22 protein-coding genes are annotated in these 22,923 nt (G+C 59.2%); 13 read left to right on the forward strand and 9 right to left on the reverse strand.

Going from position 1 to position 22,923, the window contains the following annotated elements:
- The first annotated feature begins 124 nt into the window (after positions 1–124).
- The gene (aroQ, locus tag J3R80_RS16300) at positions 125–568 is read left to right on the forward strand and encodes a type II 3-dehydroquinate dehydratase (protein ID WP_275394862.1); all 444 of its coding nucleotides are present in this window, start codon (positions 125–127) and stop codon (positions 566–568) included.
- Here the strand turns inward: aroQ and J3R80_RS16305 are convergent, their stop codons facing one another.
- A complete protein-coding gene (locus tag J3R80_RS16305) occupies positions 569–1,489 on the reverse strand; it encodes a hydrogen peroxide-inducible genes activator (RefSeq protein ID WP_275394863.1) in 921 nt (306 codons plus the stop codon).
- A 114-nt stretch (positions 1,490–1,603) separates the two neighbouring features.
- Between J3R80_RS16305 and katG the strand changes: the two genes are divergently transcribed.
- Positions 1,604–3,784 (forward strand): catalase/peroxidase HPI, encoded by a 2,181-nt coding sequence (gene katG / locus J3R80_RS16310; protein ID WP_275394864.1) that lies wholly within the window; start codon positions 1,604–1,606, stop codon positions 3,782–3,784.
- Positions 3,785–3,836: 52 nt separating this feature from the next.
- Here katG and J3R80_RS16315 read toward each other — a convergent pair whose 3' ends face one another.
- From J3R80_RS16315 to J3R80_RS16325, 3 genes are all read right to left on the reverse strand, one after another.
- Positions 3,837–4,442: a ferric reductase-like transmembrane domain-containing protein gene (locus J3R80_RS16315; protein WP_275394865.1), complete on the reverse strand. Its 606-nt coding sequence runs from the start codon at positions 4,440–4,442 to the stop codon at positions 3,837–3,839.
- Between the two features lie 18 nt (positions 4,443–4,460).
- Positions 4,461–4,949 carry a twin-arginine translocation pathway signal gene (locus tag J3R80_RS16320; protein ID WP_275394866.1) on the reverse strand — a complete coding sequence of 163 codons (489 nt, stop codon included), beginning with the start codon at positions 4,947–4,949 and terminating at the stop codon, positions 4,461–4,463.
- Positions 4,950–5,064: 115 nt separating this feature from the next.
- Positions 5,065–6,246 (reverse strand): replication initiation protein, encoded by a 1,182-nt coding sequence (locus J3R80_RS16325; protein WP_275394867.1) that lies wholly within the window; start codon positions 6,244–6,246, stop codon positions 5,065–5,067.
- Positions 6,247–6,736: 490 nt separating this feature from the next.
- Here J3R80_RS16325 and J3R80_RS16330 point away from each other — a divergent pair, with 490 nt between their 5' ends.
- Positions 6,737–8,122, forward strand: coding sequence for an AAA family ATPase (locus J3R80_RS16330; RefSeq protein WP_275394868.1), 1,386 nt, complete (start codon positions 6,737–6,739; stop codon positions 8,120–8,122).
- Positions 8,122–9,213 (forward strand): ParB N-terminal domain-containing protein, encoded by a 1,092-nt coding sequence (locus J3R80_RS16335; protein ID WP_275394869.1) that lies wholly within the window; start codon positions 8,122–8,124, stop codon positions 9,211–9,213. The genes J3R80_RS16330 and J3R80_RS16335 overlap by 1 nt, the downstream gene beginning before the upstream one ends.
- A 47-nt stretch (positions 9,214–9,260) precedes the next feature.
- On the opposite strand, the gene J3R80_RS16340 is transcribed toward J3R80_RS16335, so the two are convergent.
- Complete coding sequence (locus tag J3R80_RS16340; RefSeq protein WP_275394870.1) at positions 9,261–10,316, reverse strand: tyrosine-type recombinase/integrase; 1,056 nt, start codon at positions 10,314–10,316, stop codon at positions 9,261–9,263.
- Positions 10,317–10,833: 517 nt separating this feature from the next.
- Positions 10,834–11,229 carry an aspartate/glutamate racemase family protein gene (locus J3R80_RS16345; RefSeq protein WP_275394720.1) on the reverse strand — a complete coding sequence of 132 codons (396 nt, stop codon included), beginning with the start codon at positions 11,227–11,229 and terminating at the stop codon, positions 10,834–10,836.
- 740 nt (positions 11,230–11,969) lie between these two features.
- Here J3R80_RS16345 and J3R80_RS16350 point away from each other — a divergent pair.
- The 6 genes from J3R80_RS16350 to J3R80_RS16375 all read left to right on the forward strand — a co-directional run bounded on the left by J3R80_RS16350 (position 11,970) and on the right by J3R80_RS16375 (position 18,424).
- Positions 11,970–12,806, forward strand: coding sequence for a MurR/RpiR family transcriptional regulator (locus J3R80_RS16350; RefSeq protein ID WP_275394721.1), 837 nt, complete (start codon positions 11,970–11,972; stop codon positions 12,804–12,806).
- A 24-nt stretch (positions 12,807–12,830) separates the two neighbouring features.
- Complete coding sequence (locus J3R80_RS16355) at positions 12,831–13,952, forward strand: hypothetical protein (RefSeq protein WP_275394722.1); 1,122 nt, start codon at positions 12,831–12,833, stop codon at positions 13,950–13,952.
- A gap of 82 nt (positions 13,953–14,034) precedes the next feature.
- Complete coding sequence (locus J3R80_RS16360; protein ID WP_275394723.1) at positions 14,035–15,780, forward strand: iron ABC transporter permease; 1,746 nt, start codon at positions 14,035–14,037, stop codon at positions 15,778–15,780.
- 9 nt (positions 15,781–15,789) lie between these two features.
- Complete coding sequence (locus tag J3R80_RS16365; protein WP_275394724.1) at positions 15,790–16,848, forward strand: ABC transporter ATP-binding protein; 1,059 nt, start codon at positions 15,790–15,792, stop codon at positions 16,846–16,848.
- Positions 16,848–17,447 (forward strand): histidine phosphatase family protein, encoded by a 600-nt coding sequence (locus tag J3R80_RS16370; protein ID WP_275394725.1) that lies wholly within the window; start codon positions 16,848–16,850, stop codon positions 17,445–17,447. The genes J3R80_RS16365 and J3R80_RS16370 overlap by 1 nt, the downstream gene beginning before the upstream one ends.
- The gene (locus J3R80_RS16375) at positions 17,447–18,424 is read left to right on the forward strand and encodes a calcium/sodium antiporter (RefSeq protein WP_275394726.1); all 978 of its coding nucleotides are present in this window, start codon (positions 17,447–17,449) and stop codon (positions 18,422–18,424) included. Before J3R80_RS16370 ends, J3R80_RS16375 begins: the two co-directional genes overlap by 1 nt.
- Here J3R80_RS16375 and J3R80_RS16380 read toward each other — a convergent pair.
- A complete protein-coding gene (locus J3R80_RS16380; protein WP_275394727.1) occupies positions 18,410–18,871 on the reverse strand; it encodes an Rrf2 family transcriptional regulator in 462 nt (153 codons plus the stop codon). The genes J3R80_RS16375 and J3R80_RS16380 overlap by 15 nt on opposite strands.
- A gap of 118 nt (positions 18,872–18,989) precedes the next feature.
- Between J3R80_RS16380 and J3R80_RS16385 the strand changes: the two genes are divergently transcribed.
- Positions 18,990–20,420: an MFS transporter gene (locus J3R80_RS16385; protein ID WP_275394728.1), complete on the forward strand. Its 1,431-nt coding sequence runs from the start codon at positions 18,990–18,992 to the stop codon at positions 20,418–20,420.
- Positions 20,410–20,640 carry a hypothetical protein gene (locus J3R80_RS16390; protein WP_275394729.1) on the forward strand — a complete coding sequence of 77 codons (231 nt, stop codon included), beginning with the start codon at positions 20,410–20,412 and terminating at the stop codon, positions 20,638–20,640. The genes J3R80_RS16385 and J3R80_RS16390 overlap by 11 nt, the downstream gene beginning before the upstream one ends.
- A 95-nt stretch (positions 20,641–20,735) precedes the next feature.
- Here J3R80_RS16390 and J3R80_RS16395 read toward each other — a convergent pair whose 3' ends face one another.
- Together J3R80_RS16395 and J3R80_RS16400 are read right to left on the reverse strand one after the other, a co-directional pair.
- Entirely contained in the window at positions 20,736–21,674 is a 939-nt protein-coding gene (locus J3R80_RS16395; protein ID WP_275394730.1) for a Hint domain-containing protein, read from the reverse strand.
- A 634-nt stretch (positions 21,675–22,308) separates the two neighbouring features.
- The gene (locus J3R80_RS16400; RefSeq protein ID WP_275394731.1) at positions 22,309–22,794 is read right to left on the reverse strand and encodes an autotransporter outer membrane beta-barrel domain-containing protein; all 486 of its coding nucleotides are present in this window, start codon (positions 22,792–22,794) and stop codon (positions 22,309–22,311) included.
- Between J3R80_RS16400 and J3R80_RS16405 the strand changes: the two genes are divergently transcribed.
- A partial coding sequence (locus tag J3R80_RS16405; protein WP_275394877.1) for a biopolymer transporter ExbD occupies positions 22,772–22,923 on the forward strand: 152 nt, incomplete at its 3' end. The genes J3R80_RS16400 and J3R80_RS16405 overlap by 23 nt on opposite strands.

The following is a 22,923-nucleotide window of genomic DNA, read 5'->3' on the forward strand; positions in this document are numbered from 1 at the left end:
CACAGCGGCCGGTTATCTCTTTGGCTTGCTTGTCTAAGTTCGGCTTTAATGCCAGAACATGAAAACCCGGCAAACCCGAGAAGGCGGCAACAACCGCCCAACACCAAGACAAGAAAGCCGCCTGATGAGCAAGCTGATCTATATCCTCAACGGCCCGAACCTGAATCTGTTGGGCAAACGGCAGCCGGACATCTATGGCCACGAGACGCTGGAAGATGTCGGCGTGCACTGTCAGAAGGTTGCGACGTCCGCAGGCCTGTCGCAGAAGATGCTGCAGTCAAACCATGAAGGCCAGATCATCGACTGGATACATGACGCGCGCGAGGACGCCGCCGGGATCATCATCAACCCCGGTGCGCTGACCCATACCTCCATCGCAATTCTGGACGCGCTCAACGCTTTCGACGGCCCGGTGATCGAGGTGCATATCAGCCAGGTTCACAAGCGCGAAGCGTTCCGGCACAAATCCTTCGTCAGCCTACGCGCCGACGCCGTCATGGCCGGGTTTGGAACGCACGGGTATGCCCTTGCCATGCAGCACATGGCCCATCTTCTTGGCGGCAAGTAACTAGGCCGGGCCCGCATCGACGCGCCTGTGTTGCCTGTCCCCCACCTGCCGGACAATCGCCCCGACCTCCATCAGCTTTTCGGCCAACGGGTTGGTTTTGCGCCACACCATGCCGATGCTGCGCGCGGGGCTGGGCGGCGGGAACCGGGCGATCGAAACCTGCGCCTGCCGGGTTTCAAGCGGCAACGCCATTTCGGGGATCAGCGTCACACCCATCCCCGCACCGACCATCTGCACAAGCGTGGACAGCGAACTGCCCTCCATCAGATAACGTGGCTTGGCGGTTGACACCTCGCAAAAACTCAACGCCTGATCGCGAAAGCAATGCCCCTCCTCCAGCAGCAGAAGTCGCATGTCCTGCAGTTTTTCGGGGCTGGGCACGGGTTTGTCAGCTTCGCTTCTGGGACGCACCAGCACGAAATCCTCTTTGAACAAGGCAAACTCCTGCAACGCAGGCTCCGATATTGGCAGCGCGACGATGGCTGCATCCAACCGCGAATCCAGCAGATCGGTGATCAGCGATTTGGTAACCGACTCGCGCGGATACAGCTCAAGCGAGGGCATCTGGACCGACAGCGCGGCCATCACCTGCGGCAGAAGATAAGGCGCGACCGTCGGTATGATCCCCAATCGCAACTGCCCCGCAAGCGGCCCCATGGCCGACCGCACAAGGTCGTCCAGCTCGCCCACCTGCACCAATATCCTGCGTGCGCGGTCCAGAAACGCGGTGCCAAGGCTGGTCAGGCGGATGTTGCGCGACCCCCGCTCCACCAGCGGCGACCCCAGCATCGCCTCCAGCTCTTTGATCTGAACAGACAACGCCGGTTGCGAAATACCGCAGGCATCCGCAGCCCGTCCAAAATGGGCGTGCCGCGCCAGCGCGTCGAAATAACGAAGATGTTTCAGTGTCAAACCTATCATAACCACAGGTTATCACTTCGGTAAGTATATTCAATTGGGATTTATGGCTCAACCGCGTTAGAGTCGTTCTAAGCTGTGGAATCGCCGCAGCGATCATCCGACAGGGAGAATATTATGGACGGAGACAACGTGATGAAGGGCGGTGGCTGCCCCGTCATGCATGGCGGCAACACCGGTATGAACAACCACCCGGCAAAATGGTGGCCGAAAACGCTGAACACAAGCATCCTGCACCAGCACGATGCGCGCTCAAACCCCATGGATCCCGACTATAATCACCGTGATGCGGTGAAATCCCTCGATTTCCAGGGGGTCTGGGACGATGTGGACAAACTGCTGACCGACAGCCAAAGCTGGTGGCCTGCCGACTGGGGGCATTATGGCGGGCTGTTCATTCGCCTGTCCTGGCATGCCGCCGGATCGTATCGTCTGGGCGACGGGCGCGGTGGCGCGGGCACCGGGAACATCCGGTTTGAACCTCTGAATTCGTGGCCCGACAATGCCAGCCTTGATAAGGCACGGCGCCTTCTGTGGCCGGTGAAAAAGAAATACGGCAACGCGCTGTCCTGGGCTGACCTTCTGGTGCTGGCCGGAACCGTCGCCTATGCGAATATGGGGCTGAAAGTCTATGGCTTCGCCTTTGGGCGCAAAGACATCTGGGCGCCCGAGCTTGACATCAACTGGGGTGAAGACAGCGAAATGCTGGCCCCCACCGACGAACGGATCGCCGATCTGGACGACGCGGAATCGCTCTATAATCCGCTGGGTGCGGCACATATGGGCCTGATCTACGTGAACCCCGAAGGGGTGAACGGCGTGCCCGATCCCGCAAAGACCGGCAAGTTCGTGCGCATGACCTTTGCCCGCATGGCAATGAATGACGAAGAAACCGCCGCGCTGACGGTGGGCGGTCATACCGTGGGCAAGGCCCATGGGGGTCTGGCCGCAGCTCAGGTTGGGCCCGCCCCCGCTGGCAGCGACCTTGAGGCCGGCGGCTTCGGCTGGGCCGATCCGGGGTTCGATGGCAACGCCAACACCGCGCACACCTCTGGCCTTGAAGGCGCATGGACGACCGACCCAACCAAGTGGGACAACGGCTATCTTGATCTGCTGTTCGGCTATGAATGGGAGGTCAAGAAATCCCGCGCAGGCGCCAAACAGTGGGAGCCGATCGACATCGCTGAAGAGCACAAGGTGCCCGACGCCACCGACCCGTCGATCAAGCACAACCCGATCATGACCGATGCCGATATGGCGATGAAAGTCGACCCGATCTATCGCGAGATTTGCGAACGCTTCCACAAAGACCCCGCCTATCTGGCCGACACCTTTGCAAAGGCGTGGTTCAAGCTGACCCACCGCGATATGGGCCCGAAAGCCAACTATGTCGGCCCCTTCGTCCCCGACGGGGATCTGATCTGGCAAGACCCGGTGCCCGCCGGATCGACCAGCTACGATGTCGACGCCGTCAAAGCAAAGATCGCCGAAAGCGGCCTGAGTGCTGCCGAGATGATCGCCACCGCGTGGGACAGCGCCCGCACCTATCGCGGGTCGGACATGCGCGGCGGCGCCAACGGCGCGCGTATCCGGCTTGCCCCGCAAAAGGACTGGCCGGGCAACGAACCCGCGCGGCTGGCCAAGGTGCTGGGCATCCTTGAACCCATCGCCGCCGAAGCCGGTGCCTCGATCGCCGATGTGATCGTTCTGGCGGGCAATGTCGGGGTCGAACAGGCCATCAAGGCCGCCGGATCGGATGTCTCTGTTCCCTTCGCCCCCGGCCGGGGTGACGCCACGGACGCGCAGACCGATGTCGACAGTTTCTCGGTGCTTGAACCCGTCGCCGATGGGTTCCGCAACTGGAAGCAAGACGGCCTGCCCGTCCCTGCCGAGGAACTGTTGCTCGACCGTGCACAGCTTCTGGGCCTGACCGGTCCCGAGATGACGGCACTGGTCGGCGGGCTTCGGGTGCTGGGCACCAATCACGGTGGCTCGAAACACGGGGTCTTCACCCAGCGCGAAGGGCAGCTGACCACCGATTTCTTCCAGGTGCTCACCGATATGGGCTACAAATGGGTTCCGACCGACGATGACGGCATCTACGAGTTGCAGGACCGCACGACAGGCGCTGTGAAATACACCGCGACCCGTGCCGACCTCGTGTTCGGTTCAAACTCGATCCTGCGCGCCTATGCCGAGGTCTATGCCCAGGATGACAGCGAAGCAAAATTCATCCGCGACTTCGTCGCCGCATGGACAAAGGTCATGAACGCCGACCGCTTCGATCTGCTGGCGTAACAAACACCGGGACGGGCGGGGGCAACCCTGCCCGCCCGAACAAAGCGAACACTCAACGGTTTACACGCCCGCGACCTGCCCAAACCCGCAGATCCGCCACCGCTTTCGCAGTCCCTGCCAGTGCCAGCAAGCAAAGTGCGGCCTTCGAAATCGTCTCCATCGTTCCTTCGATCAACATCGCATGAACGACGCTGCCGATCACGACCACAACCACCAGCACCGTATGGCCAAGACGCCAGACGCGCAGCCTCAGACGCCGGCGCACCAACGCCAGGCCAGCAGCACCGAACAAGGCCCACATCGCGATGACACCCCAGACGGAAAACGGCGTCGGTGACCTGAAAAGAAGCACATCAATGACGTCGGGCGGGCTTGTGATCCATAAACCGATGACATGGATCAGGACGGCCAGCACCAACACCACACCCGTCACGCGATGAACACGCCGACCGGTAAACAGACGCAATCCTGGGAAATGCCCCGCCGCCAGCAAAGGCTGCGTCAGCAAAAGCGCCAGCGCGACGATCCCGGCAAACCCGGCCACGATATAGATCGGTTCGCGCCACGCCAGTAACGGGCTGCGCGCGGCCAGTGCCAGCGGTATCGCAATCGCACATACAACACCCAATACGGCAAGGGTGGTTCTGAAACCGCGCATCACCCGCCAAGCATCCCGTCAGACCGGTTGCAAGACAAAATGCGCGCTCAGGCTGGTGTCCTTTGAACTGGACATGATCGGGCGCAGAAAGACGGTTTCGAACGCTTCGCCATCATAGGCCAGATGCCCGTGCGGCTGACCAAAGGCAGGCACAATCTGCGGCATCTCAAGGCGGAACGCCCCATTCGCGTCCGTCAGGGTGGCGCCGTGGCTATGTGGGTCGCGTTCGTGGCCCTCGGTTGTATGGGCCCATATCTGAATGCGCTGGCCCGCCAAAGGGGCGCCATCGCCCGCGCGGCGCACCGTTCCCGTCATCCAGAAGCCGCCATTGCCAATACGATCCACGATCGGGGCACCGGGAAGATAGTTATTGGATCCGCCCCGCATCGACCGGGTTGGCGCAACGCCCTGCGCACGCGCGGGGCTGTGCAAGCCCGCCCCCGCTGTCACAGCGGTGGCAATCCCGGTGGCAAGAAGGGCGCGTCGTTGGATCAGGAAATTGGACATTCAAAGTCCTCCTACCAGACAAAAGTGGTGAACTTCCCCGCGCCAAGGCTACTATAAAAATCCGCAGCGAAAAAGCGGGTCACACAGCATCGTGAAGCCCCGCGCGCGCCCGCGCCTATTCGGTATCCTGCGGCACCAATTCGGCCCAGAACTGAAAGATCGCCTCGGCGTTCAGGGCCGACATCCAGCCGTGGTTCTCAAAATCCAGCCGTTCGCTGTTGGTGGTCAACTGGCTCATGAAGAGCCGCTTGTCGGCATCACGCTGGGTGGGGCTTCTTGCTTGCACAAGCTCCTGAACCCGCTTCAACTTGGCCGCACGGGCTTTGATGGCCGGATCCCCTGCCCTATCGGATTTGGGCGTGTCCGGCGGCACATAATCCTCACTGATCGCCCGGCTCAGATATTTTGCCGGGCTGCGCACCTCGGGCTGGCCCGCGACATAGTCGATCTTGCCCGCCACATAATCCTCGCCATGTTCGGAAATCCACTGCCGCGCCAACCGGTCACTGACGCCCAGCTCCATCAGCCGCGCATAGGTGCGCGTGGTCCGCGTGCCTTCTCCGTCATCAATATTCATGATCGCCAGCTGCGGATTGCGCCGGATCAGAAACCGGATATCCGACACCGCGCGCCCCATCTTCCGGGTTTCGGGCGTGACGATGATATCCGATACCTTGTTCACCTCGGCCACCGCCGGTTTAATCACCTTGGCATTCAGATGCTTGTAGCTTTGGTAATACTCCGACCCGTCCACCCCCATCAGGCGGCGGAAAATATCCAGGGACCACCATCCCGTCGATCCGGTTTTCACGAACCGAAAGCAGTTTTCATACAAGGCCAGCGCGTGCCCGCCGGTAAACTGCCGCTGGATGTTCAGGTTGATCAGGGCAAAAACCTTCGGGTCATGCAGCTTTTCCGCCAGCGCGGGGGAATAGGCGTATTCACACACACCCCCCCTCAGCTTGGCATAGGACAGAAGCGCCGACACCCCCCATTCCTGCCGCCCCGCCTCGTCCAGCATGTCCCATTCGGCAACCGTCTCGGCCAGCCCGCGCAACGCGGATTTCAGCGTGTCGATATCGTTCGAGTTATAACCGATCATCAGGCACAGTGCCTGCGCATCAATCCGATGGCTGCTTTGGCTGGTCAGCGTGTCATAGGCGTTCAGCAAAAGCACATTGGACAGTTTCCGCTGTAACAGAGACAATTTTCCCGAAACATGGATCGCCGCCACGTTCTTTTTCACGCTCTCGCGTTTCAACGCCCCTGTCAGACGCGCCTTATCCGAACTGTCCATCTGCTCGTCCCTTATTGGGTTTTTCCTGTTATGCCACAAACGGCACCTTCCCTCAATGCGAACTTGGGTGCCTATATGCAGGATCGCCGATCCCGTATACGGGTCCCTTTGTGATGAAAGGAACCAGTTTGCGGGATGGAGATCGGCACCCTAAGGCTGTTTAGAAGGCGAAATTGCGTGGATTGGCCCCAAACCGAGTCCGGGGCCCGCTCTTCCTGTTGATCGGAGTCCTTGCACCTGCGAATCGGCACTCGCCGTCCCGTAACTGGGTGCCCAAACCCCTGTATTCAGGCACCTAAACCTTGCTATCGCACTGTTACTAAAGAAATTTTTAACCCTAAAGATTCTAAAACCCATAAAGATTCTACAAATATGTTGGCGTCTTTTCACGGAAGTTTCGCAGCGAAACCTCAAAAACGTTCCCATCCCAATCGCAATGTGCGATATTTGCGGCAACAACGTATAAAACCGCGTATATAGCAGAGAGCAGATGGCACAGCCCCCAAAGACCCCTCCCCCGCCCTATTTCAACATCGACCCTGAAACAGCTTCGAAGAAGTTGACCGATCCTATCAGCACCGCGCGATTCGCCAAAGCTGCGGCCTTCGCCACGAAGGGTCGCGACGATCTGGCCAAGCGCGGATATGCACCCGATGGCCGCAAACGCCTGCGCCGGTTTTCAACGTGGGAGATCTGCCGCTACCTGATCCCCGTCGCGCCCGCCCATTTCCGCCGCGTTCTGAAACAGAACCCCGATCTGCCCCAGGGCGAAGGCGATGGCGGGGCCAAATGGTTCAGCCTTGAAGACGTGCTGAAGCTGCGCGATTTCTTTGCCGCCGAAGGGGTCTCGACCCGCGAATACCGCCCGTGGCGACCTGAAGGGATCGACGCTAAGGTGATCGCTGTCGCCAACTTCAAAGGTGGGGTCGGCAAGACCTCGACCGCCGCGCATCTGGCGATGTCGGCCGCGCTTGACGGCTATCGCGTGCTGGTGGTGGATCTGGACAGCCAGGGTTCCATGACCTCGATCATGGGCGGGCAGGTTGACGACGAATGGCAAACCGCCTTCCCGCTGATGGCCAAGCATTATGCCCAGCATGTCGAAGCGGAAAACAAGGTCCGCGTGGCCGCAGGCCAGCCCCCCCTGCCCCTTGATGAAACGCTGACCGAGGCCTTGGGTTTCGCTGCGAAACAGGTGATCCAGAAAACCCACTGGCCGAATATCGACCTGATCGGCGCGCAACTGAACCTCTATTGGGCCGAGTTCCAGGTGCCGGTCTGGCGGATGCAGCAGCGGTCCTGGCCGCTCTGGGATGCGCTGTCGGGCTTCATGGAAAGCGAAGGATTGCTGAAGGAATATGATCTGGTCATCCTCGACACCCCCCCTGCCCTTGGCTATCTGACCATCAACGCGCTTTCGGCGGCGGATATCCTTCTGATCCCGTTGGGCGCGTCCTTCCTTGAATTTGATTCCACGGGCCGGTTCTTCGATATGCTCTATTCGACCTTTGCGTCGATCGAAGACGGCGAAAACTCGATGCGGCGCACCCATGGTCTTCCTGAAATCCGCTTCGAATGGGACGCGGTCCGCGCACTGATCACCCGTTTTGATGCGGGTCAGCAAACCGATCTGGCCAACGTGATCCAAGCCTATTTCGGGGACTTCATGACCACCTACAGGCAGGAAATGACGGCCATGGTCGGACAGGCTGGCGAACAGGTAAACGGCATCTACGAAGCCGATTATCGCGAGTTCAACCGCGATACCTATGTCCGTGGGCGCGAGACGTTCGATCGCACATGGGCCGAGGTGAAAGAGATTATCTTGGGCTGCTGGTGGCGCGACCTTCAGATGGCCGACAAAGGAGATGAGTGATGGCGAAACGACGCAAACTTGAAGCCCCCAGTGCCGAAGACCTGAGCCGTATTGAAGAGGAGTTTCGCAGCGAAACCTCCCGCCGATCACCCATGGCGCCCATCGCACAGGTTGCCGCCGACGCAGCCCAGCAAGCGCAGGTTCTGGATGCAGAGACGCGCAGCCAGACCGCACGCGACCGCGCAGATGCCGAAGCCCACCGCGCCGCGCAGGACAAAGGTCTGGTCATGGTCGAGGTGCCGTTAAGCCAGATTGACAGCACCGACATGGTGCGCGACCGGATCACCGTTGACGAGGCCGAGATGGACGAGCTGCGGGCTTCGATCCGTCAGAACGGACTGCGTCTGCCGGTCGAGCTTTATCATCTGATCGAACCGAACGGGGATCAGAAATACGGCATCATTTCCGGGTATCGCCGCGTCCTTGCCATGCGCAGTTTGCTGTCCGCAACGGGTGAGCCGCGGTTTGAGACCATCAAAGCGCTGATCAAGCTGCCTGAAACTCTACCAGCCGCCTTCGTTGCCATGGTCGAAGAAAACGAGGTGCGGGCGGATCTCAGCCATTTTGAACGGGGCCGCATCGCCGCCATATCCGCCCAAAGCGGTGTGTTCGACAGTGTGGAAGACGCCGTGGATCAGCTGTTTGCCTCGGCCTCCAAGGCCAAGCGGTCAAAGGTGCGGTCCTTCGCCATGGTGTTCGAGGCGTTGGGTGACATGTTGTCGTTTCCCGAAGCGCTGACCGAACGGCAAGGTTTGCGCCTTGCCAGCGCCTTGCGTGCCGGTGCGGAATCCGAGATCCGAAATCTTTTGGCCGAAGGGCAGGGCGTTGATGCCGATGTTGAATGGGCACTGCTGGAAAGCGTGATCGAACAGCACGAGGGCAAGCCCCGTGACGCCAGCCGAGGCGGTCGTCCCAAAGCGCCGCCTATGCGCCGGGAAAGCGGTCCGGATGTCACGACATCAACCGGCTTTGTGTTGCGGCGCGAGCATGATGACCGTGGCTATATGATCCGGTTTGAGGGCCGCAAGATCGACGCCGAGATGGTGGATGCGATCATTCTTGAAGTGGAGCGGTGGTTGGAAAAGCCATAGGTTTCAGGCAGTGGTTTCGCTGCGAAACCTATGGCGGGGCAGGGGGGCTATAACCCGGCAGCCTTGGTCAGGTTCACCCGGAACCTGTCCCTGCGGCGCTGGTAGCGGCGCGTCATTTCGGCTGACGCATGCCCAAGTTGTTTCTGCACATAGCGTTCGTCGACCTCTGCGCTGCTGGCCAGACCCGCGCGCAGGGAATGCCCCGAAAACAGGGCAAGCCGCTCTTTCTCGGGCAAGTCAGCCCGAAGGCCGGCATCAAGTACGCAGCGCTTGATCAGGCGGGCAACATGTTTGTCGTTCAGCCGTGCCTCTAACGCGCGCTTTCCATCCCGCGATGTGCGCGTGAAGATCGGGCCAAAGTCGATTTTGGCGAAGTGCAACCATTGTTCCAGCGCATGCACCGGGCAGGTCTGGTCGGACGACCCGCGCCCGATTTCAACCTCACGCCACCCGGTTTTGGCGTTCAGCGTCAGCAGCACACCGTCATCGAGAATGTCGATCCATCCACCGCTGTCCGGCGTGTCATCCTTGTGGGCATCAAGGCTTACGATTTCGGAACGCCGCAGACCGCCCGCGTAACCCAACAGTAAGATGGACCTGTCACGAAGGCCCCGCAGATCGAAGCCCAACGTGGCGACCATCGCCAGAATATCCTCGGCCAGGATCGCTTCTTTCTGGGCCGGAGGCCGCGCATGCTTGCGCTTGATCCCGGCCAACACGGTGGCGATGTGCCGCTCCTTGCGGTCGAGCGCGAACCCGCGCTGTGCGTAGTTCCAGGCCAGCCCGGAGAGGCGGCGCTCAATGGTCGAGACGGATAGGGCAGGGGAGGGGCCGGTCGGTGCGGCCAGGTCGGCGATATACAGCCCGATCATCTCGGGCGAGGGGGGTAGGGGATCCGTGCCTTTCAGCCGGCACCAGCGGGCAAAGTGCTTCCAGTCCGTTGCATAGGCCTTGTTGGTGTTCTCGGCGGTCGAGGCCTTGGCATAGTCGCGGGCCGTGTCGACAAGCCGATCAAGCGTACCTGACCCAGCAACCGAGGAGGGAAGCGTCAGAGCCTTATCTGAAGCTGGTTCAGTGCTGGAACTCTTGTGGTTTTTCGACATATTCCGATGATAGCCAGATGTGACCGATAAGGCAAGATTATTGGACCTAGCCACGTTCTGCAGCATGCGGCGCTTACTGCCATTGAATTGGATAAAAAGCGCCGTGGGAGATGTGAGTTGAGGCGCGACATAGCAACCAGCCAGCATCTCGGACGACCTGACAACCCTATCGCAATTGCCATCATGGGTCACCTGTCCTACGCACAGAAACCCTTGAAACTGTGGCCTTTAGGTCAGGCGCGGCGTCAGCCATCTGTATCTTGTGTTTCGCCAGAACGACTTGAAACACGTTCAGCGTGCCCACCAGGCCAGATCCGACGGTGAACGTGCCGATCGAGACGCAGCCGCCGAGTCAGGCGAACAGATAGGACCACGGGTCCATGATCCGGGTTTCCTACGGCGCCAGCGATTCCTCTCCGATGGCCTTCTCTTCCAGGATTGGGGGCATATGCTTTCCTGCGGTCTCGTCGACCTCATAATGTTTTGTTTCAGACATTATTCTCTCCGAAATCGAATTCTATTTGATGTTTGGAGCGGCATAGGCGCCGATCTTGCTGGTTTTCAGTCCGGCGCCGACGAGTGCCTCAACGATGCCAAGTACCGGGCCAGACGCGACCTCTCTGCAGGCGCCAATACCAGGATCGTCAAAGCAAGCGACGACAAAACCGTCCGAACCCGACGCTTCGCTCGCGCGAACATGCCTTACCAAGGACGGAACGGACATCGCCTCATCGAAATGACCCTCGTTGCTGGCTGGCGACCCCTCGCCGGTAAGCGCTTCTATTGTTACCCCATCCGATCCGCCCGATCCCTGGTCCGCGGCCCTGACTTGATGGAAGCGGCCCGCAAGCTGCAGTGCTCCGTCCAGATTGGCGGGCGCGATTGCTGCCCGCAAGGCCGTCTCGACTTCCATCACAGTACGGTTTGGCGGCGTTGGCGCGTTTAACATTCTCTCTACACCGACAGAGAGAGGTTACCTCTATGAACCGCGGGCGCGTTCTGGTTACTATCCGACGCCGCGCTGGTCTCTGATGGCCATGGCCTTCGCGGATGGCGAACCGATTCCCGAGTGTCTGATTCAGGTCATGGCTGACCTGGCCGAAGAAACGGGCGAGACGGTTTGCATCTCGGCGCCAAGTGGGCTTTCCGCCGTTTTCTGGACGGGCGTTGTTGTCATTGTATTCTGAACACGACCTTGAAATCGTCCTTCGCAAGATCAGTTTCAAACGGTTTGGAGAAGGAACCCCGGTCAGCACCGAAGAGGTGCTGTCGCAACTTGAGGCAGGGCGCCGGCGCGGTCCCCGTGATTGATGGTCAGCGTGTCTTTGCAATAACAATAGCTGGCCCGCTTCTCCGAGTTTCGGACAAGTCCGATCGGCACGCGATGTTGTTGCACAAGGCGATTGCGCGCTTTTTTGGCGAAGGGTACAGCGCAAAAACACTCAAAAACTTCGACGTCCCGGCGCTGAGCTAACAACAGAAATTCTTAAATTTTTGGACCTGATGTCAGCACGTACCGGACAGATCTAGGGGGTTGAGCAACAGAGGATGCGGCTGACAAGTTGCGATACACGCTTACTCGCTGCTTTGCAAAGTAGCTTGCAGAATTTTACGAATCATGCAAGATAACGTGCATCACAGCGCGGAGTTTGCATGTCTCTCATCGAAAAAATCTCTGATCAGGCACCGTCATTGACTCCGAGCGAGCGGCGGCTTGTCGAGACTGTCATAGAACGCCCGACGGCTGCGGCGCTTGGGACCGCAGGCGAACTTGCAAAATCCGTCGGTGTGCATGAAGCGACGGCGTCACGTCTGGCCAAGAAGCTGGGCTATGACAGCTATGCCGCTTTTCGTGATGCGCTGCGCGAGGAATTCATTGCCACGCGGGAAACCGCAACCCGGTTCGAGAAAACCATCGAGGAAAACACGCCGGACACGATTCTGGGCAAGCTGGCGCAGGATGAGGCGCAGGCGCTTGGGCGTATCGAGGAATTCATCAGCGCTGAACAGATCTCGGAGATTGCCGAACTGCTTATGGGGGCAGGGCGCATCTTTATCTACGGCTATGGCAATGCCGAGGTTCTGGCGCTGATGATGGTCAAGCGCTTTCGGCGTTTCGGCAAGGACGTCCAGCAGCTTGACACCACCCCGCGCGGCCTTGCCGAACAGATGCTCGGGCTTGGTGGGGGTGACATCGTTCTGAGCTTTGCATTTCGTCGTCCGCCACGGGGCTATGCCGCGCTTGTTGAGACGGCACGGGAAGCGGGTGCCAGAACGATCATGATCTCGGGAAATTCCGGCGCCTTTCTGTCGCCGCGGCCTGATCACCTGCTTGCCGCACCACGCTCTGGCGATCCGGACGCTTTCCAGACCCTGACCGTGCCGATGACTGTTTGCAACGCCATCGTCATCGCCGCCGGACTGACGGCGAAAGAGGAATCATTGAAGAAGCTCGATCGCCTTGGACAGCTGATCGAGCGCTTCGAATAACTGAGGACCCTAAGGGAGGATCACATGAAAGTTCTGACAGCAACGCGCCTTGGCGCGATCGGTATTCTTATGTCTTCGGCCGTCTTTGCCCAGGACGATTTGAACGCATTGACGCCAGAGGATTTGCTGCCGCTGGCGCAGGCAGAAGGAACAGTGACTGTCTATTCCTTCACCAGCCGGATCGGTAAGGTAGAGGCCGCGTTTGAAGCGGCCTATCCAGACATCGACCTGCAAGGTTTCGACATTTCCTCGACCGAGCAGATTGCGCGGTTGAAGGCCGAAGCCCAGGCCGGTGTCACGAATGCGGACGTGGTCTATATTTCGGATACGCCGGTTGTGCTGACCGAGTTGCTGGAAACCGGCATCATCGCGCCCTATGTGCCGCCCCGCGTTGCTGACCGGGTTCCGGCCGAGTACCAGAGCCCGCTATTGGCGCAACGGCTTTCCACCAAGGTGCTCATGTATAACGAGGAGGCCAACCCGGATGGCGCTCCGGTCTCTAATCTGTGGGAACTGACGACGGACGAATGGCGGGGCCGCGTTGTGATGGTCGATCCGCTTCAGCGGGGTGACTATCTTGATCTGATGACCGAGATCGTTTTGCGTTCGGACGAAATGGCCGGGGCCTATAATGCGCAGTTTGGCGCGACAATTGATCTGGGCGGGGCCGCCAATGCGGGCGAGAAGTTCATCATGGACCTGTTTGCCAATGATGTGATCCTTGTTGGGTCCACCGACGATGTGAATGCCGCCGTCGGGGTTCTGGGGCAGGAAAACCCGCCGGTCGGGTTCACCAGCTATTCCGACCGTCGTGACAACGAGGACGAAGGTTGGGCGCTTCAGGTCGCCAATGGCGTCGCGCCCGCGCCGGGGATCATCTTCCCCGCTGTGCTGGCGCTGAGCGCCGAACCAAACAACCCTGCGGCGGCGCGTCTGGTGATCGACTTCCTGATGGGGGACGAAACCGAGACGGGCGGGCCGGGTCTCGCACCCTTCTACGTGGCGGGCGACTATGTGACACGCAGCGATATCCCGCCGCATCCCGATGCGGTTGCGCTGGACGATTTCACCGCATGGCGCATTGCCCCGGCACAGACTGCGACGATCCGTGCAGAGGTTGGCGACCTCATCCTGACGCTCCAATAGAACATATCTCTCGGTCGGGGCGGGCATTTCGATTTGTCTGGCCCCGCGCTATTCTCACTCACCGATGCAAGGATGACTCTCGATGGCGGATGTTGCCATAAGCGGGCCGGGGCGGCGTGTATTCTTCCGGCAAGGTACGATGCTGAAAGCGGTGGTTCTGGCGATCCTGGTTGCCCTGATCGTTCTGCCCCTCATGCGGACAGTGCTTTTCACGCTTCACCCCGACACGATCAGGGCCTGGTCGGATGTTCTGGTCGGCCGGTTGTCGACCAACCTGTTCTACAAGCCGTTGGGCAACACGCTGTTGATTGGTGCGGTCGTCGCGACGGGCTGTGTGCTGCTGGGCGGTTTCCTGGCCTGGCTCGTGGTGATGACGAATGTTCCATTCCGCAAGACCATTGGTGTCATGGCGGCGCTTCCCTTCATGATCCCGTCCTTTGCGGCGGCGCTGGCCTGGGGGACGCTGTTTCGCAATGATCGCATTGGTGGGCAGGTTGGTTGGCTTCAGGGTCTTGGGCTGGAGATACCCGATTGGCTGGCCTGGGGCATGGTTCCCACGTTGATCGTGCTGGTGCTGCACTATTTCAGCCTGGCCTTCACCATCATTGCCGCCGCACTTGCCACAGTGAATTCTGATCTGGTCGAGGCGGCGCAGATCGCAGGGGCGAAGGGGCGGCGCATCCTTCTGGGGATCATTTTACCGGTGACCACGCCGGCGCTGGTTGCGGCGGGGTCGCTTTGTTTTGCGGGCGCAGTGTCGAATTTCGCCACCCCGGCATTGCTGGGGCTGCCGGTCCGGATGCAGACCCTGTCCACGCGCCTTTTCGGCATGATCGAGGTGGGGCAGGTCGGGCGTGGCTATGTCATCGGCATCCTGCTGGTACTTGTCTCGGGCATATTTCTCTGGGCGGGCAATCGCGTCGTTTCGGGCCGTCGATCCTATACGACGATCACCGGCAAGGGTGGCCGGGCCAAGCGGTTCGATCTTCGTGGCGCGCGCTGGCCGCTTTACGCGATCGCGATGGCGGTTCTTGTCAGCTCGACCGTGGTTCCGGTGATCGTGTTGACCGCGTCAAGCCTTGCGCCGTCCTCGGCCAATCTGTTTTCCGGCTGGACGCTGCACTACTGGGTCGGGCAGAGCGATCCGTCTTTCGCTCAAGGCATTCCCGGCATCGCCCATAACGACGATATTGTGCGGGCGCTGACCATCACGCTTGGCCTTGGGATGGCGGTCGCATTCACCGGTATGTTCGTGGGGCTTCTGGCTTCTTATACAACTGCGCGCTACCGGGCAGGATGGATGTCCGCGGCGATCACCCAGATCAGCTTTCTGCCGCTGCTGGTGCCGGGCATTGCCTTTGGCGCGGCCTATATCGCCTATCTTGGCGCACCGATCGGGCCTTTTCCGGCACTCTATGGCACCTTCGCCTTGTTGGTGATCGCAGCGACCGGCTATCTGTTGCCGTTCTCGGTGCAGACCGGGCGAGCGGTGATTCAGCAGGTCGGGGGAGAGCTTGAGGAAAGCGCCCGGATCACCGGTGCGGGTTTCTTCCGCCGTCTGGTGCAAATCACCGTGCCGCTGGCGGTTCGTGGCCTGGCGGCGGGCGGCATCCTGATCTTCGTCAAGATCATCCGCGATCTGTCCCTGGTTGTGCTTCTCTTTACCCCGACCATGCCGGTGCTTTCGGTCGTGGCCTATCGCTATGCCTCGGAAGGGTTCGGGCAGTTCGCCAACGCGATCACCGTCATTATCATGTTCATCTCCATCGCGGCCACGCTGATTGCGAACCGGCTGCAATCGAAATCCCAGCCCTGGCTGCAGAACTAAAGGTAACTCATGCTGGAAATCCGCAATCTTACGAAACGCTTTGGTGATTTCGAGGCCGTCAAGGATGTCTCGATCTCGGTTCCCGATGGCGCCTTCCTTGTTCTGTTGGGGCCATCGGGCTGTGGCAAGACCACGCTTTTGCGCATGCTGGCCGGTCTGGAATTGCCGACGGCGGGGCAGATCGTCTTTGACGGGCAGACCGTATCGGATGGGGATCGTGGCTGGACCGTCGATCCCGCAAAACGCAATTCCGGTCTGGTGTTCCAGTCCTATGCTCTTTGGCCGCATATGTCGGTGCGGGGCAACGTGGAATGGCCACTGAAGGTTATGAATATGCCCAGGGCGCAGCGGGCGGAACGGGTTGCGGAAGTTCTGACCCTGCTTGATATCGCCGCGTTGGCCGACCGATACCCGAACGAGATCTCAGGCGGCCAGCAACAACGTGTGGCCATCGCCCGCACCATTGCGCCGAAACCCGGTGTTCTTCTGTTCGACGAACCACTGTCCAACCTTGATGCCAAGCTGCGCGTCGAAATGCGGACCGAGCTGATGCGGCTGCACCGCGCGACCGGGGCAACAACCGTTTATGTGACCCACGATCAGATCGAGGCGATGACCATGGCCAGCCATGTCGCGGTGATGAACCAAGGCCGCGTGCAGCAATTCGGCACACCCGCCGATCTGGTCGATCACCCCGAAACGGCCTTTGTGGCGACGTTCGTCGGGACGCCGGCCAACAACATGGTTCCAGTTGTCAAGAATGGCTCTGGTTACAGGGTTGGCGGACGGCACATGCCACTAACGCCTCCTGCGGATGAGTGTCTGGCGATGTATCGCGCCGAGAAGATGACATTGAGCGACAATGAGGGCGAGCGCACCTTGCCAATGGAGCTGGTCGAGACAAGTGCGATTGCCGGGCGGGTGATGATCACGGGTCTTTCCGAGGGGCTGCGCCTGACGGCCATCATGGACACTTTGCCCAACGCGCAGATTGGCGACACGGTTCAGTTTTGCCTGCCCGCCGAACCGGACGGTTGGTTTGACCCCGATGGCGAAAGGATCGGCTGATGCGGTTGTTGCTGGTCCGGCACGGACAATCGGAATGGAATGCGGAACGACGCTTGCAAGGGCAGGCAGATATCGGGCTTTCCGAACTGGGAAAGGCGCAGGCAAATGCGCTGCGGCCGGTGATTGAAGACATAGCGCCTTGTCGCACCATCGCGTCGGATCTGAAGCGCGTGCGCGAAACCGCCACGCGGATCGGTGCCGAGGCACCCCGGTTCACGCGCGGCTTGCGCGAGATTGATGTCGGCGACTGGAGCGGTCGGTCCATCGACGAGCTTCTTTCGGAAGATGAAGCCGCTTATCAGGGCTGGCGGGCAGGGACAATCGCGCCGCCTGGCGGAGAAGCGTGGGACGATTTCGCCGCCCGGGTTACGGGCGTGGTCGAGGCAGAACAGTTGCGGGATTGCCGTAACCTTTTGATTGTGTGCCACGGTGGTGTCATTCGGGCGCTTCTGCAGCGCTTCATTGGTCTACAGCCCGCGCATATCATCCCCGTCGCGCCAGCAAGCCTGACCGCTTTGCGTCTTGGAAACGGAAGGCCCGCCCGTTTGGAGTTGTTTAACTATCTGCCGGACGGGCTTGAGTTCGGAGCGCCCGACTGATGCTTCTGGATCTGGCAATGCTGACGCTTGGATGTGGGCTGTTGTTTTACGGCGGTGACTGGTTGGTCGATGGCGTGTTACGGCTGGCTGCGCGGCTCAGCGTGCCACATGTGATTGTCGCGTTCGTCGTGATGGGGTTCGGGACGTCAGCCCCCGAATTGTTCGTGTCGGTCAATGCGATGCTGGCTGCGGCCCCGGACATCGCCCTTGGCAATGTTGTCGGTAGCAATATCGCAAACCTGCTTTTGGTTATGGCGCTTGCCGGGCTGATCGCCCCGCTGGCCACTGACGCAGGCATCCTTCGCACCGACGGCACGGCAATGCTGGCCTCGGCCTTGGGGTTGGGTGTGGCGGCGATGGATGGGGTCGTCTCGCGGCTTGATGCGACGGTGCTGATCCTTGGAATGCTGATTTATCTGGGCCTACGCTGGCGTCGGTCGGGCGATCAAGACCCCTCGGTTGATGTCCTGCCGACCAGTTTGGGTATGGCTGTGATTGTGAGTGGTGCGGCACTTCTTGCACTGGCGGTCGGGGCGCATGTTTTTATCGACGCTGCGATCAGCATTGCACACCGGTTGGGCCTTTCTGAAGGGCTGATCGGGCTGAGCGTCGTGGCCATCGGCACCTCTCTGCCCGAAATGGCGGCCTGCATCACGGCAGCGTTGCGCAGACAATCGGCGATGATCCTTGGCGGCGTTTTGGGCAGCAATGTCTTTAACGGGACGATTGTGCTGGGGGCAGCCGCATGGGTGATGCCCGTACCGATTGGCGCCGATTTTGCAGGGTTCTGGATACCTGCGATGATCGGGGCCACGGTCATCAGCATTCTTTTCCTCAGAACAGGGTTCACGCTGAGCCGTCGCGAATCAACGATCATGCTGATGATCTATGTGGTGATCTTCGCGATGGCCGGTCCCGCCTCGTTCGCTGCTGGCGGGCAGTTTGACGCTGTCATGTCAAAATCAGACGGCGTGTGAGGACCGATCACGCTTGGCCTGATGTTTCGCGACCTCTTTGCGCGGTCCTTGAAACAACTGAGCGACCGTGACATTGGCGATCCGGCTCTCAAACTCTGTCCGGGCTGCATCCAGTGCCCCGGCAACCGCTTCGTTGGCGGCGCGTTCGAGCAGACAATCGGGCGTGTCGCCAGCGGGTCCGAGCGCGAAGAGGTTGGGCGTCCCAAGCGCGGCATAGACATCGGCAAGGCTGATCTCATCCAGGCTTTTTGTCAGATGCCAGCCCCCTCCATGACCCTTTGTCGAACTGACCATCCCCGCTTCGCGCAGCCCAGCCATGGTGCGGCGCACGAGCGAGGGGTTCATGCCCAGCATCTGGCCAAGCATGTCCGAGGTCACCGGATCTTTGATCTCATCGAGATGCAGCAGGACGTGCAGAACACGCGGAAGTCGGTTGTCGGTGGGCATGGCGTTCCTTTTTCGGTGACACTAACGAATTGTTCCTTACGTGACAAACAAAAGCACAAGGGATTGACGTTGATTTATACGTGACTTATAAAGTCACAAGAATCAAAAACGAGGCACCATGCTTACGGAAACCCATCCCCGCACCATTGGCTCCATCCGCCAATGGCTTGCCACCGCCTGCCTGATGCTGGGCGCGTTCATGAACATACTCGACGCAACCATCGTCAATCTGGCCCTGCCCGCGATCCGCGACGACCTCGGTACAAGCGACAATGCGTTGCAATGGGTGTTGGTGGTTTATGTGCTGACGTTCGCCGCCGGGCTGCTGCCGTTCGGGCGGTTTGGCGACGTTTACGGTCGCCGCAACGTCTTCGTCCTCGGACTTGTCGGGTTCATGGCAACCTCGCTCGCTGCCGGGGCTTCGCCAGATACTACCACCTTGATTGTTGCCAGGGCGCTACAGGGCCTGACCGCCGCCGCCATGGTGCCGCAAGTGCTGGCGATCATCCACGGCTTGTTCGCCGAGGATGACCGGGGCAAGGCAATCGGCTATTTCGGCATGATATCGGCCCTTGGTGCCATCGCTGGGCCGGTGATTGGTGGGGCGGTGATCTCGGGCGATCTGTTCGGCCTCGGTTGGCGGGCAATCTTTCTGATCAACCTGCCGTTCGGGCTGGTGGCCCTTGCTGGCGTATTCTCGTTCTTGCCCGCTGCCGCCGACAGGGCTGGCGGCAGGGCGGACTGGACCGGAGCCTTGTTCTTTGCGCTTGCCATGGCGGCGCTGGTCTATCCGATGATCGAAGGGCGCAGTCTGGGCTGGCCCTTGTATCTTGCGGTCTTTCCCGTTTTCGCCGTGCTGTTGGCACTTGTGTTCTGGCAGCGTCAGAGGTCGCTTGGACGCTTGGGTCGCATCCAGACATTGCCCACCAGCCTGATTGTTGTGCCCGGCTTTGTCACAGGGGTTGCGGCGGTCATGATCCTGATCAGCGGTATGGCGGGCACCATGGTGGTGCTGGCGATCTTCCTGCAATCCGGGTTGGGTTTGACCCCGGCGCAGGCGGGTCTTGCCATTGCGCCACATCCGACAGCGGCGATGATCGCCTCGATGATAACAGGCCGGTTTGGGTCCAGATGGCTGGGATTGCGGATCACTCTCGGCATTCTGGTGCTGCTTGCCGGCATGGTCTGGCTGCGTTTGCTTGTCGGTGGGATGGACGGTGGGCGCGACATCCTGGCCCCACTTCTTTTGATCGGTTTCGGCGCGGGCACGGCCTTTGTCGGGCTGTTTCAGATTACCTTGTCCAGTGTGTCCGGCCCTGATGCAGGCGCGGGATCCGGCGCGCTACAGGCCTTTCAGCAGGTCGGTATTGCCCTTGGGATCGCCATAGTCGGACACCTGTTCTTTTCGCGGCTCGGCGGTGTCTCCGATCCCACAATTTATCGCGATGCAATCGGGATTGCTTTGCTCTATCCAATCTTCGCTTTCGCGGGGCTTTGCCTGGCTTCCTTGCGACATACCCTCTTTGGAAAGGGCCGAGATGAAACCTGACATTGACGGAAAGACGCCGGAAGCGTTCTGGGAAGAGCGCTATGAAAACCGTAGCGGCAAGACCAGCGGCAAGCCAACCCACACGCTTGAGACCTTTGCAAGTGGGCGCGCGCCGGGTGAGGCGCTTGACCTAGGCTGCGCCTGTTGCGATGACGTTGTTTGGTTGGCTAAAGGGATGGCAGGCGCCGCCCTTTTCGACAGAATGATTGAAGGCCCATAATGTTTGCCAGACGGATCATACCGTGACCCGCGTATCGGCAGGCATCGTATTCCGGCGATCTCAGTAATCAAGTATGCAGCCAAGTTTAGCCTTCATTACAAAACTAAAGATCTCGCATTCGCATAATGGCGCTGCACAAGTTTCTTTATCAGTCTACCCCGTTCAGGTATCAAACGCACAGGTTTTGGCATGAAGTTAGGGTCCAGTATTGCGGGAAACAATGTCTCTATTTCTTGTCGCGCTTTAGCTGATAAACTCTTGAGTGCTTCTTTGCCTACGAAGAGGCTTTCCGTCACGCTACCGTTTGCATAAATCAACTGATGTGCATCAAACAATATGTGGAAATACTCGACCTCTTTCGCATCTTGATCGATTTCAATGCCGCTGAGAGGTAAAAGTTTGTTGGCAGGAAGTAACACCTCTCGCTCTCCTAATATACGTAGCGCTATTGCGGACCTCGACAACACACGGTGTTGCGGTGAGACGAGCAAATCTTCGGTAGGAGAGTTTATTCCGAGCGCTCCTGCTCGAATACGGATCGGTCTCAGCTTTGGCGTTAGTTTTAAGTCAATCGCATCAAGCCTAGTTGAGCCGATCCAGCGAATTGGTTGATAACCACAATCCAGTGTCTGGACACGATCTCCAACCCCCAATTCTTCAATTGCTATATAACCACGGTCAGTTTTGATTTTCGTACCACGTGAAAAACAAACAACACCAACGTTAATAATATTTGAAATAACTGAGAAGTTACCTCGCGGTGCTCCTTGGTCGTCAATGATCGTTGCATTCACCACACGAACAGGCGGTGTTTCACCAGGCAGCGGGACGTCGGTGGCTGTAACAGTTACCCAACCTTCAGGCAGGACGATATTAAGCGTTTCGATCTCACCATCGATTTGGCCAGTTGCAATGTTGATAGATCCCGTGAAGTCTTCGAGGATATTCAGAGTAATGGTGTCATCTTCACCATTACCTCCAAAATTCTCGCTGATCAGCGCACCTGCGCCCGCGTTAATCACTATGTCTGCCATTTCGGAGCGCTACTTTTAGTAATTTAGCTTCTTATCTACACTTACGATAGCAACAGCAACGATGTTAACAGCCTAGAGTATAATATATTCGCCTAAAACCAGACTTCTCAAGAGCTGTAGAACCCTGTGGCGATCGACCCGCGCGAACCCCGCGAAAAGTTGCATTCTTCGTTTGTCACGAAAACGTCCTCCACCTGAAATGGGGTAAGTTACAGGCAGTGTCCCGATAGTCCGTACATATCTATACACCTCCGAGGAGGAAACCGGAGGAGATTGGGTGTTAGCCTTTCGTGGAAAGATCACACCAGCCTGCACATTTCCGTGGAACAGTTCGAGGTCGTCTCAGACGCCATCGTTCAACACGGAATGATGTGCCCGAGACAATCACTTTGGATGAAACAATGAAGCTGCCGAGATGGCTGCTTGATGCGGCACCTCAAGACGGTTCGAAACACCCTCTTCCACAGAGGGAAGCATGGTGTCAAAGGTTGGGATGATCCAGAACGAACACTGCTTCTTATAGATCTGTGTGTCCACATTCTCGACGAGCCAGCTGGGATAGAGGCGGACTATAAGCGTTACTATTGATCGAAGGCGTCGGGCACAGTTTTTGGTGGTCGCTGAGTTTCTCAGCTCACCATTTCATGCTCACCCCGATGCTGTCGTCGATCGCGCGTCTGTTCCCACCATCCACATCGAACCTATAGTCGGCGGTTGCATACAGGCTGACGGTCTCCGACAGCTCGGTGACAAGGCCGCCGCCAATTTCGACCGAGGTGCCTCCGATCCTCGTGGTGATCGGCGTGCCGTCGTAGAAGATGCGTTCGTCGCTGTCCGGTTCATGCCAGATATTGACCTTGAGATATGGCAGATAGCGCCGCCCCTGTGCTTCGAAATCGCCGTGCATCCTGACACCCAGACGGGCGGTCACGGCGTCGTGGGTTTCAAAGCGCACGGTCGAATGTGCGTCCGATTGCTCATCCATGGACAATCGCTGCCAGATGATCTGCCCCTGTGGTTCGATGGTCCACCCGGACGCCAGTTCAAACGGGAAGCCGCCTTCCAGCGAAATCGTGGTTCCGGTTCCTTCAATGTCTATGACGTCGCTGGTCGATGTCATCTTCCTTTTGCTGCTGTTTTTCATGCTCAGTTCGACCTTTTCGAAGTTTTCCGAGGTCGAGATTGCGGCCGCGTCGACTGGCGGCACCGACACGGGCGTTGCGCCGATCTTCCTGCAGCTTCATCCCGA

The organism is Aliiroseovarius sp. Z3 (genome assembly GCF_029105185.1).
Lineage (GTDB): Bacteria > Pseudomonadota > Alphaproteobacteria > Rhodobacterales > Rhodobacteraceae > Aliiroseovarius.

Bases quoted from the DNA above. Each gene is read 5' to 3' on its own strand.
- aroQ (WP_275394862.1), top strand. From the start codon at position 125: ATGAGCAAGCTGATCTATATCCTCAACGGCCCGAACCTGAATCTGTTG.
- J3R80_RS16305 (WP_275394863.1), bottom strand. From the start codon at position 1,489: ATGATAGGTTTGACACTGAAACATCTTCGTTATTTCGACGCGCTGGCG.
- katG (WP_275394864.1), top strand. From the start codon at position 1,604: ATGGACGGAGACAACGTGATGAAGGGCGGTGGCTGCCCCGTCATGCAT.
- J3R80_RS16315 (WP_275394865.1), bottom strand. From the start codon at position 4,442: ATGCGCGGTTTCAGAACCACCCTTGCCGTATTGGGTGTTGTATGTGCG.
- J3R80_RS16320 (WP_275394866.1), bottom strand. From the start codon at position 4,949: ATGTCCAATTTCCTGATCCAACGACGCGCCCTTCTTGCCACCGGGATT.
- J3R80_RS16325 (WP_275394867.1), bottom strand. From the start codon at position 6,246: ATGGACAGTTCGGATAAGGCGCGTCTGACAGGGGCGTTGAAACGCGAG.
- J3R80_RS16330 (WP_275394868.1), top strand. From the start codon at position 6,737: ATGGCACAGCCCCCAAAGACCCCTCCCCCGCCCTATTTCAACATCGAC.
- J3R80_RS16335 (WP_275394869.1), top strand. From the start codon at position 8,122: ATGGCGAAACGACGCAAACTTGAAGCCCCCAGTGCCGAAGACCTGAGC.
- J3R80_RS16340 (WP_275394870.1), bottom strand. From the start codon at position 10,316: ATGTCGAAAAACCACAAGAGTTCCAGCACTGAACCAGCTTCAGATAAG.
- J3R80_RS16345 (WP_275394720.1), bottom strand. From the start codon at position 11,229: ATGGAAGTCGAGACGGCCTTGCGGGCAGCAATCGCGCCCGCCAATCTG.
- J3R80_RS16350 (WP_275394721.1), top strand. From the start codon at position 11,970: ATGTCTCTCATCGAAAAAATCTCTGATCAGGCACCGTCATTGACTCCG.
- J3R80_RS16355 (WP_275394722.1), top strand. From the start codon at position 12,831: ATGAAAGTTCTGACAGCAACGCGCCTTGGCGCGATCGGTATTCTTATG.
- J3R80_RS16360 (WP_275394723.1), top strand. From the start codon at position 14,035: ATGGCGGATGTTGCCATAAGCGGGCCGGGGCGGCGTGTATTCTTCCGG.
- J3R80_RS16365 (WP_275394724.1), top strand. From the start codon at position 15,790: ATGCTGGAAATCCGCAATCTTACGAAACGCTTTGGTGATTTCGAGGCC.
- J3R80_RS16370 (WP_275394725.1), top strand. From the start codon at position 16,848: ATGCGGTTGTTGCTGGTCCGGCACGGACAATCGGAATGGAATGCGGAA.
- J3R80_RS16375 (WP_275394726.1), top strand. From the start codon at position 17,447: ATGCTTCTGGATCTGGCAATGCTGACGCTTGGATGTGGGCTGTTGTTT.
- J3R80_RS16380 (WP_275394727.1), bottom strand. From the start codon at position 18,871: ATGCCCACCGACAACCGACTTCCGCGTGTTCTGCACGTCCTGCTGCAT.
- J3R80_RS16385 (WP_275394728.1), top strand. From the start codon at position 18,990: ATGCTTACGGAAACCCATCCCCGCACCATTGGCTCCATCCGCCAATGG.
- J3R80_RS16390 (WP_275394729.1), top strand. From the start codon at position 20,410: ATGAAACCTGACATTGACGGAAAGACGCCGGAAGCGTTCTGGGAAGAG.
- J3R80_RS16395 (WP_275394730.1), bottom strand. From the start codon at position 21,674: ATGGCAGACATAGTGATTAACGCGGGCGCAGGTGCGCTGATCAGCGAG.
- J3R80_RS16400 (WP_275394731.1), bottom strand. From the start codon at position 22,794: ATGACATCGACCAGCGACGTCATAGACATTGAAGGAACCGGAACCACG.